This window comes from Burkholderia seminalis (assembly GCF_001718535.1).
Lineage (GTDB): Bacteria > Pseudomonadota > Gammaproteobacteria > Burkholderiales > Burkholderiaceae > Burkholderia > Burkholderia seminalis.
The window spans coordinates 1445155-1459991 of sequence record NZ_CP013398.1 but is presented as its reverse complement, the minus strand read 5'-3'; the positions used below and the strand labels follow the sequence as shown (position 1 = coordinate 1459991).

At 68.7% G+C, this 14837-nt stretch carries 13 protein-coding genes; 4 read left to right on the top strand and 9 right to left on the bottom strand.

The window, feature by feature from the left end; genetic code table 11:
- Window positions 1-2: 2 nt before the first annotated feature.
- From WJ12_RS06645 to WJ12_RS06630, 4 genes are all read right to left on the bottom strand, one after another.
- Entirely contained in the window at window positions 3-992 is a 990-nt protein-coding gene (locus WJ12_RS06645) for an ABC transporter substrate-binding protein (RefSeq protein ID WP_034186704.1), read from the bottom strand.
- Complete coding sequence (locus WJ12_RS06640; protein WP_034186768.1) at window positions 989-1774, bottom strand: ABC transporter ATP-binding protein; 786 nt, start codon at window positions 1772-1774, stop codon at window positions 989-991. The genes WJ12_RS06645 and WJ12_RS06640 overlap by 4 nt, the downstream gene beginning before the upstream one ends.
- An 11-nt stretch (window positions 1775-1785) precedes the next feature.
- Window positions 1786-3876 (bottom strand): TonB-dependent receptor, encoded by a 2091-nt coding sequence (locus WJ12_RS06635; RefSeq protein ID WP_059557060.1) that lies wholly within the window; start codon window positions 3874-3876, stop codon window positions 1786-1788.
- Between the two features lie 346 nt (window positions 3877-4222).
- Window positions 4223-5146 carry a LysR family transcriptional regulator gene (locus tag WJ12_RS06630; RefSeq protein ID WP_059557035.1) on the bottom strand — a complete coding sequence of 308 codons (924 nt, stop codon included), beginning with the start codon at window positions 5144-5146 and terminating at the stop codon, window positions 4223-4225.
- Between the two features lie 118 nt (window positions 5147-5264).
- Between WJ12_RS06630 and WJ12_RS06625 the strand changes: the two genes are divergently transcribed.
- Genes WJ12_RS06625 through WJ12_RS06615 form a run of 3 tightly spaced genes read left to right on the top strand, consistent with a single transcriptional unit; the run spans window position 5265 to window position 7520 of the window.
- Window positions 5265-6146 carry an intradiol ring-cleavage dioxygenase gene (locus WJ12_RS06625; RefSeq protein ID WP_034186702.1) on the top strand — a complete coding sequence of 294 codons (882 nt, stop codon included), beginning with the start codon at window positions 5265-5267 and terminating at the stop codon, window positions 6144-6146.
- The gene (locus tag WJ12_RS06620; RefSeq protein ID WP_059557036.1) at window positions 6143-6445 is read left to right on the top strand and encodes a Dabb family protein; all 303 of its coding nucleotides are present in this window, start codon (window positions 6143-6145) and stop codon (window positions 6443-6445) included. The genes WJ12_RS06625 and WJ12_RS06620 overlap by 4 nt, the downstream gene beginning before the upstream one ends.
- 7 nt (window positions 6446-6452) lie before the next feature.
- Entirely contained in the window at window positions 6453-7520 is a 1068-nt protein-coding gene (locus tag WJ12_RS06615) for a maleylacetate reductase (RefSeq protein ID WP_059557037.1), read from the top strand.
- Window positions 7521-7629: 109 nt separating this feature from the next.
- Here WJ12_RS06615 and WJ12_RS06610 read toward each other — a convergent pair whose 3' ends face one another.
- Together WJ12_RS06610 and WJ12_RS06605 are read right to left on the bottom strand one after the other, a co-directional pair.
- On the bottom strand, window positions 7630-8067 hold the full coding sequence (locus WJ12_RS06610) for a nuclear transport factor 2 family protein (RefSeq protein WP_059557038.1): 438 nt from the start codon (window positions 8065-8067) through the stop codon (window positions 7630-7632).
- A gap of 47 nt (window positions 8068-8114) precedes the next feature.
- Window positions 8115-10139, bottom strand: a complete 2025-nt coding sequence (locus tag WJ12_RS06605; protein ID WP_059557039.1) for an oxidoreductase — start codon at window positions 10137-10139, stop codon at window positions 8115-8117.
- Window positions 10140-10290: 151 nt separating this feature from the next.
- Between WJ12_RS06605 and WJ12_RS06600 the strand changes: the two genes are divergently transcribed.
- Window positions 10291-10827 (top strand): PadR family transcriptional regulator, encoded by a 537-nt coding sequence (locus WJ12_RS06600; protein ID WP_049032392.1) that lies wholly within the window; start codon window positions 10291-10293, stop codon window positions 10825-10827.
- A gap of 162 nt (window positions 10828-10989) precedes the next feature.
- On the opposite strand, the gene WJ12_RS06595 is transcribed toward WJ12_RS06600, so the two are convergent.
- The 3 genes from WJ12_RS06595 to WJ12_RS06585 all read right to left on the bottom strand — a co-directional run bounded on the left by WJ12_RS06595 (window position 10990) and on the right by WJ12_RS06585 (window position 14824).
- Window positions 10990-11970: an NADPH:quinone oxidoreductase family protein gene (locus WJ12_RS06595; protein WP_034186696.1), complete on the bottom strand. Its 981-nt coding sequence runs from the start codon at window positions 11968-11970 to the stop codon at window positions 10990-10992.
- Window positions 11971-12118: 148 nt separating this feature from the next.
- The gene (locus tag WJ12_RS06590; protein WP_059557040.1) at window positions 12119-13948 is read right to left on the bottom strand and encodes an acyl-CoA dehydrogenase; all 1830 of its coding nucleotides are present in this window, start codon (window positions 13946-13948) and stop codon (window positions 12119-12121) included.
- 108 nt (window positions 13949-14056) lie between these two features.
- Window positions 14057-14824, bottom strand: coding sequence for a class II aldolase/adducin family protein (locus tag WJ12_RS06585; RefSeq protein WP_049029982.1), 768 nt, complete (start codon window positions 14822-14824; stop codon window positions 14057-14059).
- Window positions 14825-14837 lie beyond the last annotated feature (13 nt).

Sequence of the window (14837 nt, the reverse complement as noted above, 5' to 3'; positions counted from 1 at the left end):
GCTCATCGCGCCGGCCCGGCGAACGCGGCCGGATACAGCGCACGCGCCAGCGTCTCGACGGCCGCGACGTTCTCGGGGCCCGGTGTCGCCGCATCGTACGGAATCACGACGAAGCGCCGGTCGCGGATCGCCGCCACGCGCGCGAGCGCCGGCTGGCTCAGCAGGAACTGCTGCTTCTGCGCGGCCGTCACCGCCGAGTAGTCGACGATCACGATCGCCTGCGGATCGCGCGCGACCACACTCTCCCAGCTCACCTGCGTCCAGCTGCGCGGCAGGTCGTCCATCACGTTGCGCGCACCGGCCGCCGCCAGCAACGCGGTCGGCATCGCGAGCCCGCCCGCCGTCATCGGCTTGTCGGTCCCGCTGTCGTAGACGAACACGCGCAGCGGCGCCGGCTTCCCGAGCGTGCGCGCCACCGCCGCGAGACGCGCACGCATCGCGGCGACGACTTGCGCGGCACGCGCGTCGACGCCGAAGATCCGGCCGAGATTGTTCAGGTCGCGGAACACGTCCTCGAACGACGCGGCCGATTGCTTCATCACGTGCGAGCACGACTCGGTCAGTTCGTAGGTGCGAATGCCGAACGGTGCGAGCGTCGCGGGCGTCACGGCGCCGCCGACATGCATCCCGTAGTTCCAGCCCGCAAGATAGAAGTCGGCGCGCGCGGCGGCCAGCACCTCGAGCGACGGATACTGGCTCGCCAGCTCGGGCACGCCGCGCAACGCGTCGCGCACGCGGGCGGTGCCCGTCTTCCAGCCGCCGATGCCCGTATAACCGACGAGCCGGTCCTTCAGGCCGAGCACGAGCATCATCTCGGTCAGGTTGACGTCGTTGCTGACCGCGCGCGTCGGAGCACGCTCGAACGTCACGTCGCGCTCGCAACTGCGCACGGTGACGGGATAGGCGCCCGCGTGAGCGGCGGCGCAGCCGAGCGCGGCGGCGGCAACCAGCCGGCGTGCGACGGAGGACAAAGGAAACGGCATGGCGGTCATTCCGGATGAAGCGGCGTGATGCGCGGCCGGCCCGACACAGGATGCCGATCGACGAGCGCGGCGACGCCGAACACGTCGCGCAGCAGCGCATCGGTCAGCACGTCGCCCGGCGTGCCGGACGCGACGACCCGGCCATGCGCGAGCACGTGGAGCCGGTCGCAATACGCGGCCGCGAGATTGAGGTCGTGAATCGTCGCGAGCGTCGCGATGCCGAGGCGGCGCACGCGTGCAAGCAGTTCAAGCTGGTGACGCAAGTCGAGATGGTTGGTCGGTTCGTCGAGCAGCAGCAATTCGGGCTGCTGCGCGAGCGCGCGGGCCAGCAGCGCACGCTGCTTCTCGCCGCCCGACAGCGAGGCGAAGCGTTGCGCGCGGCGCGCGACGAGGCCGACGTCGCGGAGCGCGGATTCGACGATCCGGCGATCGTCGGCCGACTCCGCGTCGAACGCCCGCTGGTGCGGCGTGCGGCCCATGCCGACCAGTTCGTCGACCGTCAGCCCGAAATCGTCCGGCGTCTCCTGCTGCAGCACCGCGATGCGCTGCGCGACCGCGCGCGGCCGCATGCGCCAGACGTCCTGCGCATCGAGCGCAACGCGGCCCGCATCGGGCCGCGCGTAACGGAATATGCAGCGCAGCAGGCTCGTCTTGCCGCTGCCGTTCGGGCCGACCAGCCCGACGAATTCGCCTTCGGCGACCGTCAGCGTCACCGAATCGAGCACGTCGATCGCGCCGCCGGGAGACCAGCTCACGCGTTCGATGTCGAGCATGTGGGTGACGGGACGCATGTCGCGCCGCACTAGAAACGCATCGTCGCGACGAGCTCCGCCGAGCGCGACGGGCCGAGCAGCCATTGCTCGCCGCCGTTCGACGTCGTCACCGCATACGTGCGGTTCGCGAGATTGCGCAGATACAGCGCGAGCTCGGTGCGCGACGTCGGCTGCCAGCGCAACGATGCATCGAACACCGTGTACGACGGCACCTGCAGGCGGTTCGCATCGTCGCCGTAGGTCGCGCCGACGTAGCGCACGCCTGCATTCGCCTGCCAGCGTTCGGCGAACGCCCAGCCAAGCCACAGGTTCGCGGTCTGCTGCGGCACGTTGGACGGCACGTTGCCGGCTCGCGATACCGTCGCGCCGCCGTCAGTCTGGTTGAATTCGTCGTAACGCGCGCGCAGCAGCGCGACGTTCGCGTCGATCGTCCAGCCCTGCGGCAGCCGCGCACCGCCCGTCAACTCGATGCCGCGCGACGATTGCCGGCCGACCTGCCGGCGCAGCGCCGGATGGAACGGATCGCTGCTGAGCAGGTTGCGCTTCGTGATGTCGTACACGGCGAACGTCCAGTATGCGCGGCCGTCGAGCAGCGTCTGCTTGAGCCCGGCCTCCCACTGCTCCCCGGTCGCGAGCCGGTAGTTCGCCTGTGACGCGGACAACGTCACGAGCGAGCCGAGCCCCTCCGCGCCCGTCGTGTATTGCGCATACGCGCTGAGGGTCGGGGCGACTTCGAACACAAAACCGGTGCGCCAGCCGACGTTCGCGAAGCGCTTGTCGAAGCCCGCACCGGTCGCCGCCTGTTCGCGGCTGAAGGCGATGTGGTCGTAGCGCACGCCGCTCAGCCAAGCGAGCCGCGGCAGCACTTCGAGCCGGTTCTCGGCGAACACCGCGGCCTGCCGCGCCCGCGTGCTGAATTGCGGCACGGTCGGATCGGGGCTCGTGAAGATGCCGGGGTCGAAGCCGTGCACGGGCACCGTCGATTCGCCGCCGTACGGCGAGTTGTTGATGCCGCTGAACGTGATCCGGCTGAACTCCGTGCCGACGACGAAGCGGTTCGCACGGCCGAACAGCGTGCCGTCGACGCGCGCGCTCAGGCGGTCGCCGATCTGCCGCTGGTGGTGGCCGATGTCGAGATAGTCGCCGCGCATGACGCGCCCCGCCGCGGGATCGAGCGCGTACGATTCGGCGTTGCGCCAGTGGCGGTTCGACGTCAGGTAGTAGAGCTGGTTGTCGATCGTCACGCCGGCCGCGGGCCGGTAACTGGCCGACAGGCGCGTCCACTGGTCGTAGTACGAAATCGTCGCATCGCCGACGGTGTAGTTGAGCTTGCGCAGCGACGGATCGAGCACGCCGTTCGGCGCCGGCACGCCGTAGTACGTTGCCGGCATCTGGCGGCCGTAGTCGTAGTCGAGCGTCAGCGTGAGCCGCGGGCTCACGTCGAGCTTCAGTGCGCCGCCGAGCGCCGTCGTATGCGTATCGGCCCGCTCGGCGAGGCCGTTCGCGCGCGCGTCGCTCGCATAGAAGCGGTAAGACAGCCGCGCGCCGAGCGCACCCGTCGTATCGAACGCGACGCGCTTCGCGCCGTCGAGGCCGATGCCCGCCTGCAGCGTCGTCTCGCGCGTGCGCTGCGGCCGCTTCGGCACGACGTTCACGACGCCGCCGATCGCGCCCTCGCCGTACAGCACCGACGCGGGGCCGCGCAGCACCTCGATGCGCTCGGCCGACCACGTATCGAACGGAAACGTGATCGTGCCGGCCGCCGGCATCAGCCGCACGCCGTCGAGCAGCGTCATCACCGATTCCTGCCCGCTGAAACCGCGCACGCTCAACGCGGTGCCGCCGTTGCCGGGCGCCATCGCGCTCGCGAAGCCGGCCGCGCGCGTGACCGCGTCGAGCACCGTGCGATCGCCGCGTGCGTCGATCGTGGCGGCCGTGACCGTCTCGACGCTCGCGGGCGTATCGAGGCTCGCGAGCCCGAGCCGCGAGCCTGTTTCGAGCGGTTGTGCCAGCGGGTCGGTCGCTACGGGTTGCGCGCTGACGTTGATCGCCGGCAGCACATGCCGCTCGTCCGGTGCGGATGCGGCCGCTTCGGCGGCCAACGCGCCGGAAGTCGCCATCGCGCAGCCCAGCAGGGTCGTGCAGCCGCGCGCCGCGCGTGTGCGCCAGGCGCCCGCGTTCCGGCGCTGCGCGGCATGGTGCCGCTCCCCGCGCGCCAGATGGTTTCCGGATTTCGTCACGTCGTATCGATCTGGGTGGAATGTCGTCGCCGGCCACCGGCGACGAAAACGTCGGATGATACAATATATCAACTCGATCCGTCAGGAATTTGTCAGCCTTTCTGCCCTTCCCGGTGCCCTTACAGCGGGGAAACTGAACCGCACCCACAGCGTGTCGCCCTGCGGCCGGTTGCGCACCGCGAACTCGCGCCGGGACTTCACGACCCCGCCCGACGCTGGCCCGCGATCAGCGGCCGACTTCCTTCCACTTGCGCGCGAGCCCGAGGCGCTCGAAACGCTCGATCAGGAACTCGGTGAACACGCGGATCTTCGCCGGCTGGTGCCGGCGGCTCTGGTACGCGATGTTGACGGTGAGCGCGGGCAGCTGCCAGTCGGTGAGCACCGGCACCAGCTTCCCCGCGACGATATCGTCGTGGATGATGTAGAGCGGCTGGATCAGGATGCCGAACCCGGCGAGCGCCGCCGCGCGGATCACCTGCCCCTCGTTCGCATCGAGCACGCTCTTGATCGTGACCGACTGCGTCTTCGCGCGATGGCGGAAATGCAGCACGTATGGATCGTTCGCGAGGTTGTAGACCAGCAGCCGATGGTCGCACAGCGCGTCGGGCGTCGCCGGCGCGCCATGCTTCGCCAGATACCCGGGCGACGCGGCCAGCACGCGCCGCGTCTCGGCGAGCTTGCGCACGGTGATGCCCGAATCGGCTTCGTGCTCGCGCGTGCGGATCGCCACGTCGATGCCGGCCTCGATGAAATCCGGGTAACGGTTCGCCGCGACGATCTGCACGTTCAGGTTCGGGTACCGCCGGTGAAACTCCGGCAGCGCGGGCGCGATATAGATCGACGCGAACGACACCGACGCGGTCACGCGCAGCGTGCCGGCCGGATTGACGCTCGCTGCGTTGACGGCCGCATCGGCCTCCGACAGCTCCGTCAGGATCGCGACGCAACGGCGGTGGTACTCGTGCCCCGCGTCGGTCAACCACAGGCGGCGCGTGGTGCGCTCGACGAGCCGCGCGCCCAGCCGCTCCTCCAGCGCATTCAGGCAGCGGCTCGCCGCCGCGCTCGACATGCCGAGCCGTTCGGCGGCCTTCGTCAGGCTGCCCAGCTCGGCCACCTGCACGAAAAATTCGATCTGCGTCCACTTGTCCATGCGTTCGATTCTTCCACCTGGCGGAGAACAAAACTCCTCCAAACCCGCTTTTTTACGTTTCCGGGAGGAATTAATGTTACGTCAGCGCGCCATCGAACGACATCAGGAGACAACCCCTATGCGCAATCTCAACGAAGACACCATCACGCAGGCCGTGATCGCGTCGCTCGCCGGCTGTCGCGACGAGCGGCTGCGCACGGTGATGACGAGCCTCGTCCAGCACCTGCATTCGTTCGCCCGCGAAACGAAACTCACCGAGGCCGAATGGCAAGTCGCGATCGGCTTCCTGACGGCCGTCGGCCACATCACCGACGACAAGCGCCAGGAGTTCATCCTGCTGTCCGACGTGCTCGGGTTGTCCACGCTCGTCACCGCGCAAAACCATGCGAAGCCGGCCGGCTGCACCGAGGCGACCGTGTTCGGCCCGTTCTACGTCGACGGCAGCCCCGAGTTCGCGATGTTCGACGACATCGCGAACGGCGCATGCGGCGCGCCCTGCTTCGTGTCCGGCCAGGTGCGAGGCATCGACGGCACGCCCGTCGCGAACGCGTCGCTGGAAGTCTGGCAAGCCGACGAAGACGGCCACTACGACGTGCAGCAGCCGGCCGACGACGGGTCCGTCACGCATCGCGCACGCGGCCGGCTGCGCAGCGGCGCCGACGGCCGTTACGCATTCCGCTCGATCCTCGCGGAGCCGTATCCGATTCCGCACGACGGCCCCGTCGGGGCGATGCTCGATGCGCTCGGCCGCCACCCTTGGCGCCCCGCCCACCTGCACTTCATGATCGCAGCGCGCGGCTACGAAACGCTGATCACGCACGTGTTCCGCGACGGCGACCGCTATCTCGACTCCGACGCGGTATTCGGCGTGCGCTCGACGCTCGTCGCCGACTGGGTGCGGCATGCGCCCGGGCTCGCGCCCGACGGGTCGCGAATGGACACGCCGTTCTACACGCTCGACTACGACTTCGTGCTGAATCCCGCGGAGCGGGTCGCGTGATCCGGCGCGTCGTCATGTGGAACGTTGCGGGCGCAACCGATCACGAGCGCGCGACGGCGCGCGCCAGCGTCAAGACGGCTTTCGAGAGCCTGCGCGGCGGGGTTCCGGGCATGACGCACCTCGAGATCGGCACGGACCTCGGTGCGGCCGACCACGCATGCGACCTGATTCTCGTCGCCGAATTCGAATCGCGCGAAGCGCTCGACGGCTACGCGACGCATCCCGAACACGCACGCGTACGCGACACACTGACCGGCCTGCGCACTGCGCGCCATCAGGTCGACTACGCGACGGAGTGAGCACGACATGAACTTCATCTATCAGGCGCGGCCGGCCCGCGTCGTCTTCGGCGCAGGCAGCCTGCACCATCTCGAACGCGAAGTACTGGAGCTCGGCGCGCAGCGCGCGATCGTGCTCTGCACGCCGGAGCAGCGCGACCTCGCGCAACGCATCGTCGACCGGCTCGGCGCACGTGCCGCCGGGCTGTACGACCGCGCGACGATGCACGTGCCGATCGAGATCGCCCGCGATGCGCAGGCGTTCGCGACATCCTGCGCCGCCGATTGCGCGATCGCGATCGGCGGCGGCTCGACGATCGGCCTGGGCAAGGCGATCGCGCTCGAAAGCTGCCTGCCGATCCTTGCGATACCGACCACGTACGCCGGCAGCGAAATGACGCCGATCTACGGCCTGACAGAAGGCGGCCTCAAGCGCACCGGCACGGATGCACGCGTGCTGCCGAAGACGGTGATCTACGATCCCGAACTCACCGTGACGCTGCCGGTCGAGCTGTCGGTAACGAGCGGCCTCAATGCGATCGCACACGCGGCGGAGGGCTTGTACGCGGACAACGCAAATCCGGTCATGAGCCTCGTCGCCGAGGAAGGCATTCGCGCGCTGGCGCGCGGCCTGCCGGGCGTGCGGCGCGATCCCGCCGATCTCGCCGCGCGCGGCGATGCCCTCTACGGCGCGTGGCTGTGCGGGATGGTGCTCGGCAACGTCGGCATGGCGCTGCACCACAAGCTCTGCCACACGCTCGGCGGCAGCTTCAACCTGCCGCACGCACCGACCCACACGGTCGTGCTGCCGCATGCGCTCGCGTACAACGCGGCGTACGCGCCCGAGGCGATGCAGCGGATCGCCCGCGCGATCGGGACCAACGACGCCGCGCGCGGCCTCTACGCGCTAGCGCGCGACAACGGCGCGCCGGTGTCGTTGAAGGCGATCGGCATGCAGGCGGCCGATCTCGATCGCGCGGCCGACCTCGCGGCGGCCAATCCGTACTGGAACCCTCGCCCGATCGAACGCGACGGCTTGCGCGCGCTGCTGCAGGACGCCTTCGACGGCAACCTGCCCGGCTCGACCGCGTACTGACCCGCACATGCGACAAACCCACCAACGAACCCCGGCGAGATAACCCGCACGAATGCCGAACGACGCCATGCGGCGGCGGGCCGGGACCATGCGGCAGCCACGCCTGCGCTCACCCGCCGATCTTGAACGTCGGCATCTGCTGCCCGAGCCGCGCGCCCATTTCCGCACCGAGCGCCTGCAGCGCATTGAACGGCCGGATCATCACCTCGAACTCGACGATCCGGCCGTCGTCGTCGAAGCGGATCATGTCGATTCCCTTCAGCGCCTTGTCGCCGACGCGCGCGCTGAACTCGAGCACGACGCTCCGGCCGTCGTCGCTGACGAACTGGCGGTGATACGCGAAATCCTCGAGGATCGTGATCACCGTGCGCAGCGCGATCAACAGCGCAGGCGCCGGCCCGTACGGCTTGAACGCCATCGGTGAACGGAACACGGCATCCGGGTGGACGATCGACTCCAGCGGCCCGAAGTCCTTGTTCTCGACCATCACGTGCCACACGTCGAGCGACTTCGCGACAGCGGGATGAACCTGCGTCGTTGCATTCATCTTCGTAGACTCCTGAATCGTCGAACGGAAAGAAAAGCGAATCGGCGTCAAAGCGTCGCGGCCAGCGTCGTACCCTGGTGAATCGCGCGCTTCGCATCGAGCTCGGCGGCTTCGTGCGCGCCGCCGATCACATGAACCTTGCACCCGGCCGCCTCGAGCTGCACGGCGAGTTCGCGCAACGGCTCCTGCCCCGCGCAGATGATCACGTTGTCCACCGGCAGCGTCCGCTCGACGCCGTCGATCGTCACGTGCAGTCCCTCGTCGTCGATGCGCCGGTACGTCACCGCCGACGACATCCCGACGCCGCGCGCCTTCAGCGCCGTGCGATGAATCCAGCCGGTGGTCTTGCCGAGCCCGTCGCCGACCTTCGACGCCTTGCGCTGCAGCAGGTGGACATGACGTGCCGCCGGTTCGGGCCGCGCATGGCCGAGACCGCCCGCGTTCGCATACGTCCGGTCGACACCCCACTCGGCAAAGAACCGCGCCGCGTCGACACGTTCACCGTCGCCGCGATGCACGAGATATTCGGCGACGTCGAAGCCGATGCCGCCGGCGCCGACGATCGCCACGTCGCGGCCGACGACCTTGCCGTCGCGCAACACGTCGAGATAACCGAGCACCTTCGGATGGCCGACGCCGTCGATCGGCGGCGTGCGCGGCACGATGCCGGTCGCGATCACCACTTCGTCGAATTCGCCCTGCAGCAGCATCTCGGCGGTCGCGCGCGTATTGACGTGCAGCGCCACGCCGCGCAGTTCGATCTGCCGGCGGAAATAGCGCAGCGTTTCGTTGAACTCTTCCTTGCCGGGCACCTTCTTCGCGATGTTGAACTGACCGCCGATCTCGGCGCCGGCTTCGTACAGCGTCACCGCGTGACCGCGTTCGGCGGCCGTGACCGCGAAGCCGAGGCCCGCCGGCCCGGCGCCGACCACCGCGATCCGCTTGCGCTGCCCGGCGGGGCGGATCACGAGTTCGGTTTCATGGCAGGCGCGCGGATTGACGAGGCAGGACGTGATCCTGCCGCTGAAGGTATGGTCGAGGCACGCCTGGTTGCAGCCGATGCACGTGTTGATTTCGTCCGCGCGCCCTTCCCGCGCCTTGCGGACGAATTCGGCATCGGCAAGGAACGGCCGCGCCATCGACACCATGTCGCAATAGCCGTCGGCGAGCAGTTGCTCGGCCACTTCCGGCGTGTTGATCCGGTTGGTCGCGACGAGCGGGATGCCGACCTTGCCCATCAATTGCCGCGTCACCCACGCATACGCGGCGCGCGGCACCTTGGTCGCGATGGTCGGAATGCGCGCCTCGTGCCAGCCGATGCCGGTATTGAGGATCGTCGCGCCGGCCGCCTCAATTGCCTGCGCGAGGCGGATCACCTCGTCGAGCGTCGAGCCGCCTTCGACGAGATCGAGCATCGACAGCCGGTAGATGACGATGAAGTTCGTGCCGACGCGCTCGCGCACGCGCCGCACGATCTCGACCGCGAAACGGATGCGGTTCTCGTACGCGCCGCCCCATGCGTCGTCGCGATGGTTCGTGCGCGCGGCGATGAATTCGTTGATCAGGTAACCTTCGGACCCCATGATTTCGACGCCGTCGTAGCCCGCATGCTGCGCGAGCGCCGCGCAACGCACGAAATCGGCGATCGTCTCGTCGACTTCGTCGCTGCTCAACGCATGCGGCGTGAACGGGTTGATCGGCGCCTTCAGCGCGCTGGGCGCCGCGAGCGCCGGGTGATACGCGTAGCGTCCGAAATGCAGGATCTGCAGCGCGATCTTGCCGCCCGCCGCGTGCACCGCGCGCGTCACGACACGATGGCGTTCGGCTTCCGCCTCGGTCGTCAGCATCGCGCCGCCCGGCGCCGGACGGCCGCGCTCGTTCGGTGCGAATCCGCCCGTGACGATCAGGCCGGCCTCGCCTCGCGCGCGCTCCGCGTAGAACGCCGCCATCCGCTCGAAACCGTTCGGCGCTTCCTCGAGTCCCACATGCATCGACCCCATCAGCACGCGGTTCCTGAGCGACGTGAAGCCCAGGTCGAGCGGGGTCGTCAAATGCGGATAACGGGATGTCATCGGGGCGTCTCCATTTTTATGCAACAAGTTGCACAGATGGTAGTTCACCGCATCCGTTTATGCAACATGTTGCATAAACGGGATCCCTGGCTTGTACTGTGGCCCCGATATGGCAAGATGCGATTCATTCCGCGGCCTCCTCCGATCCGACATGTCCTTGCCTCACGCCCTCCTCACCGCGCTCGCCGAACGTCCCGGTTCGGGGTCCGAGCTTGCCGACCGCTTCGATCGCTCGATCGGTTATTTCTGGCAGGCGACGCATCAGCAGATCTATCGCGAACTGGGGCGCCTCGAGGAAACGGGCTGGATCGAATCGCTGCCCGCCGAATCGGGCCGTGGCCGCAAGCGTGCCTATCGGATCCTGCCGGCCGGCAAGAAGGAACTGCGACGCTGGATCGCCGAACAGGAAGATCCGACGCCGCTGCGCGAAGCGTTGATGGTGCGCCTGCGTGCGGAAGCGGTGCTCGGCCCGTCGGGCCTCGAGGACGAAATCCGGCGGCGGATCGCGCTTCACCAGGAGAAGCTCGACCTGTACCTGAAGATCGAGGCGCGCGATTTTCCGGAAGGCGCCGACTCGCGCGCGAAACGCTTGCAGCATCTGGTGCTGCAGGCCGGCATCGCGAACGAGCGGTTCTGGGTCGAGTTTTCGCAGGACGCGCTCGACACGCTGCGCTTGCCGAAGGATTGATCCGCTGACGGAACATGGGCGGCGTTCGTCTCGGTGCCGATCGGCATCGCACTCGCGCAGCGCATGCGCGGTAACGATGAGCCTGCCGCGGTTCACGCGGCGCCGCTGCCTCAGGCAATCGGCCGCGCGGCCGACGTTGAATCACCGCGCGGCGAATCAGGATCACGCGCCGGGCAGGATCACCACCTTGCCCTTCACCTGCCGGTTCGCCATCCGTGCGATCGCGTCGGCCGCGCCGGCCAGCGACACGCGCTCGGTGATCGCCGGCCGCACCTTGCCGGCCGCGAACCATTCGGCCAGCAGCCGCATGTTCGCGACATGCTGCGCCGGGTCGCGGCGCACCGCATCGCCCCAGAACACGCCGAGAATGTCACGCTCCTTGAGCAGCGCGAGGTTCAGCGCGATCTTCGGAATCTCGCCGGCCGCGAAGCCGACCACGAGGAACCGGCCGCGCCAGGCGGTCGCGCGCAGCGCCGCTTCGCTGTACGCGCCGCCCACCGGATCGTAGACGACGTCGGCACCGCGCCCGCCGGTCAATGCGTCGACGCGCCGACGCAGGTCTTCGGTCGCATAGTCGATCGTCTCGTCGGCCCCCGCTTCACGGCACAACGCGAGCTTGTCCGCGCTCGACGCCGCCGCGATCACGCGCGCGCCGAGCGCCTTCGCGATCTCGATCGCCGCGAGCCCGACCCCGCCCGCCGCGCCCAGCACGAGCAGCGTCTCGCCCGCCTGGAGCCGCGCGCGCTGCTGCAACGCGTGCAGCGACGTGCCGTAGGCGAGCACGAGCGCCGCCCCCTGCTCGAACGCCATGCCCGGGGGCAGCGCGGCGATCTGGTGCACGTCGGCCACGCACTGCTCCGCGAACCCGCCATGCCCGGTGAACGCCACCACCGAATCGCCCGGCCGATACGCGCTCACGCCGTCGCCGACCGCGTCGATCACGCCGGCAAACTCGGCGCCTGGCGAAAACGGCAGCGCCGGCTTCACCTGATACAAGCCCTGAACGATCAACGCGTCGGGAAAATTGAGCGACGCCGCCTTCACCTGGATCCGCACCTGGCCGGCGGCCGGTTCGGGAATCGCGACGTCCTCGATACGCAAACTGTCGATCGGGCCGAATGCGGTACACAACAGGGCTTTCATGCGCTTCTCACTCCTTGCGCGGCGCGGCCGCGCATCGGTACGGTCGGCGGAATGCTCCCGCCCGGCCGGCTTGCGACGAACCGGCGACGGCCGGCAGCACCCGCCCCCGCAATATCGTCCGCATGCCGGAATGTCGGTGACGCAACGTTCAGAACCACGTGTCCCGCATGTCGAGCGTCGTCGTGTCGACGCTCGACAGCAGATCGAGCTGCGCATCCACCTTCGGCAACTCCCAGCGGAAAAAGTATCGGGCCGCCGCACGCTTGCCGTCGTGGAAATCGCCGTCGTGCCCGTGCGCGGCAAGCGTCACGTCGAGCCACAGCCATGCGACGACGAGGTGGCCGAACGCTTCGAGATAGACGCTCGCGTTCGCCAGCCGTGTCCGCGGATCGCCGATCGCGCCGAGCTGCCGCGTGACGTCGCACAGTCGCGCCCAGCGCCGCGCCAGCGCATCGGCCTGCTCGCGCGTGCCGGCATCCAGCGCTCGCGCGCGCTCGACCGTCGCGCCGATCCGCGCATCGAGCGCATGCAGCAGCGCGCCGTCGTCCTGGGCGACCTTGCGGCCCAGCAGGTCGAGCGCCTGGATCCCGTGCGTGCCTTCGTGAATCGGATTCAGCCGGTTGTCCCGGTAGAGCCGCTCGACCGCGTAGTCGCGCGTGTAGCCGTAGCCGCCGTGCACCTGGATCGCGAGGTCGTTCGCGGCGAGACACCACTGCGACGGCCAGCTTTTCGCGATCGGCGTGAGGATGTCGAGCAGGCCCGCGGCCTGGGCGCGCGCGTCCGCGTCGCCGTGCCCGCGTGCTTCATCGACCAGCTTCGCGCAGTACAGGATCAGCGCGAGACCGCCTTCGACATAGGCCTTCTGCGCGAGCAGCATGCGCCGCACGTCCGGATGCTCGACGATTGGCGCCTGCGGCGCGGCCGCGTCCTTGCCGGCCGGCCCGAGCGGACGCCCCTGCGGCCGGTTGCGCGCATAGTCGAGCGCGCGCAGATAACCGGTATAGCCGAGCGCCACCGCACCCGCGCCGACGCCGATGCGCGCCTCGTTCATCATGTGGAACATGTAGGCGAGGCCATGGTTCGGCTTGCCGACCAGGTAGCCGATCGCGCCCGCACGCCCTTCCGGACGATAGCGCGTGCCTTCGCCGAAATTCAGCAGGCAGTTGGTCGTGCCGCGATAGCCCATCTTGTGGTTCAGCCCGGCGAGCACGACGTCGTTGTGCTCGCCCCGCGCACGGCCGTCGGCGTCCGGCAGGTACTTCGGCACGATGAACAGCGAGATGCCGCGCGTGCCGGGCTGCAGCCGGCCGTGTTCGTCGGGAATCTTCGCGAGCACGAGGTGCACGATGTTCTCCGCCAGCTCGTGTTCGCCGCCGGAGATCCACATCTTGTTGCCGGTCAGCCGGTAGCGCGAGCCGAGCGGCGAGTCGCCCTCGAAATCCGCCCGCGTCGCGATGTCGGACAACGACGAGCCGGCTTGCGGTTCGGACAGGCACATCGTGCCGAGGAAGCGCCCTTCCAGTTCCGGGCGCGCGAACGCGTCGATCTGCGCGGGGCTGCCGTGCGCGACGAGCAGGTTCGCGTTGGCGACGGTCAGGAACGGATAGGCGGCCGTCGCGATGTTCGCGGCCTGGAAGAACAGGAACGATGCGGCTTCGACCAGCTTCGGCAACCGCATGCCGCCGAGCGCGTCGTCATGCCCCGCGGCGATCAGCCCGGCGTCCGCGAACGCGCGCACGGCCGGCTCGACCTCGGGGATCAGCGTCACGCGCTCGCCGTCGAACTGCGGTTCCTCGCGATCGCCGCGCGCCGCATGCGGTGCGAACAGGTTCTCGGCGATCCGCTCGCTGGTGTCGAGCACCGCGTCGAAGGTCTCGCGACTGTGCTCCGCGAAGCGCGGCAGCGCGGCGAGCGCTTCGGCGTCGAGCCAGTCGTACAGCAGGAACGCGAGATCGCGTCGCGACATCAACAGGCTCATCGTGCTGCCTCCCGGGCGCCGGCTTCGTCAGCCGAATGAAGGGTTCGTGACCGCAAGTTGCTGGCAGGAATTTAGCACGATCGTTCGCAAACAACAACGACGAGCGAGCTAGTCCGCGTACCCGGGATTAAGTCGATCGAGCCGGCGCAACAATCCCGGCCAGACGAGCGCCCCGGCGCCCATCCCGCGCGTGACCGCGGCGATCTGCTGCCTGATACCGTCGAGAATCGGTTGCGCGATCGGCCGCAGCGCCGCGCCGCCGGCCTGCGCGCGGACCTGGATCATGCACGCGGCCTCGAAGAAGTACATCGCGACGAACGCGTCGGCCGGCGTCGCGCCGACCGTCAAGAGCCCATGATTGCGCAGCATCAGGTTCGTGTTGCCGCCGAGGTCCCGCACGAGGCGCGCCTTCTCGCCCTCGTCGAGCGCAATGCCTTCGTAATCGTGATACCCGAGCGACGCCAGCACGCCGAGCGACTGCTGCGACAGCGGCAGCAAGCCGGCTTCCTGCGCCGATACGGCGACACCGTTGATCGAGTGCGTGTGCATCACGCACAGCGCGTCGTCACGGGCCGCATGCACCGCGCTGTGAATCGTGAAGCCGGCCGGGTTGATCTCGTACGGCGATTCGGACACCTTGCGACCGTCGAGATCGATCTTGACCAGCGACGACGCCGTGATCTCGTCGAACATCATCCCGTACGGGTTGATCAGGACATGATGTTCCGGGCCGGGCACACGCGCCGAGATATGGGTGAACACGAGATCGTCCCAGCCGAACAGCGCGGTCAGGCGATAGGCCGCCGCCAGGTTGACTCGCGCATCCCATTCGGCGGGAGAAACCGCCTGCTGCACACTGACATCGGATGAGGCCACGTCACACTCCTTG

Bases quoted from the DNA above. Each gene is read 5' to 3' on its own strand.
- WJ12_RS06590 (WP_059557040.1), bottom strand. From the start codon at position 13,948: ATGAGCCTGTTGATGTCGCGACGCGATCTCGCGTTCCTGCTGTACGAC.
- WJ12_RS06610 (WP_059557038.1), bottom strand. From the start codon at position 8,067: ATGAATGCAACGACGCAGGTTCATCCCGCTGTCGCGAAGTCGCTCGAC.
- WJ12_RS06600 (WP_049032392.1), top strand. From the start codon at position 10,291: ATGTCCTTGCCTCACGCCCTCCTCACCGCGCTCGCCGAACGTCCCGGT.
- WJ12_RS06645 (WP_034186704.1), bottom strand. From the start codon at position 992: ATGACCGCCATGCCGTTTCCTTTGTCCTCCGTCGCACGCCGGCTGGTT.
- WJ12_RS06625 (WP_034186702.1), top strand. From the start codon at position 5,265: ATGCGCAATCTCAACGAAGACACCATCACGCAGGCCGTGATCGCGTCG.
- WJ12_RS06635 (WP_059557060.1), bottom strand. From the start codon at position 3,876: ATGGCGACTTCCGGCGCGTTGGCCGCCGAAGCGGCCGCATCCGCACCG.
- WJ12_RS06630 (WP_059557035.1), bottom strand. From the start codon at position 5,146: ATGGACAAGTGGACGCAGATCGAATTTTTCGTGCAGGTGGCCGAGCTG.
- WJ12_RS06595 (WP_034186696.1), bottom strand. From the start codon at position 11,970: ATGAAAGCCCTGTTGTGTACCGCATTCGGCCCGATCGACAGTTTGCGT.
- WJ12_RS06615 (WP_059557037.1), top strand. From the start codon at position 6,453: ATGAACTTCATCTATCAGGCGCGGCCGGCCCGCGTCGTCTTCGGCGCA.
- WJ12_RS06605 (WP_059557039.1), bottom strand. From the start codon at position 10,139: ATGACATCCCGTTATCCGCATTTGACGACCCCGCTCGACCTGGGCTTC.
- WJ12_RS06640 (WP_034186768.1), bottom strand. From the start codon at position 1,774: ATGCGTCCCGTCACCCACATGCTCGACATCGAACGCGTGAGCTGGTCT.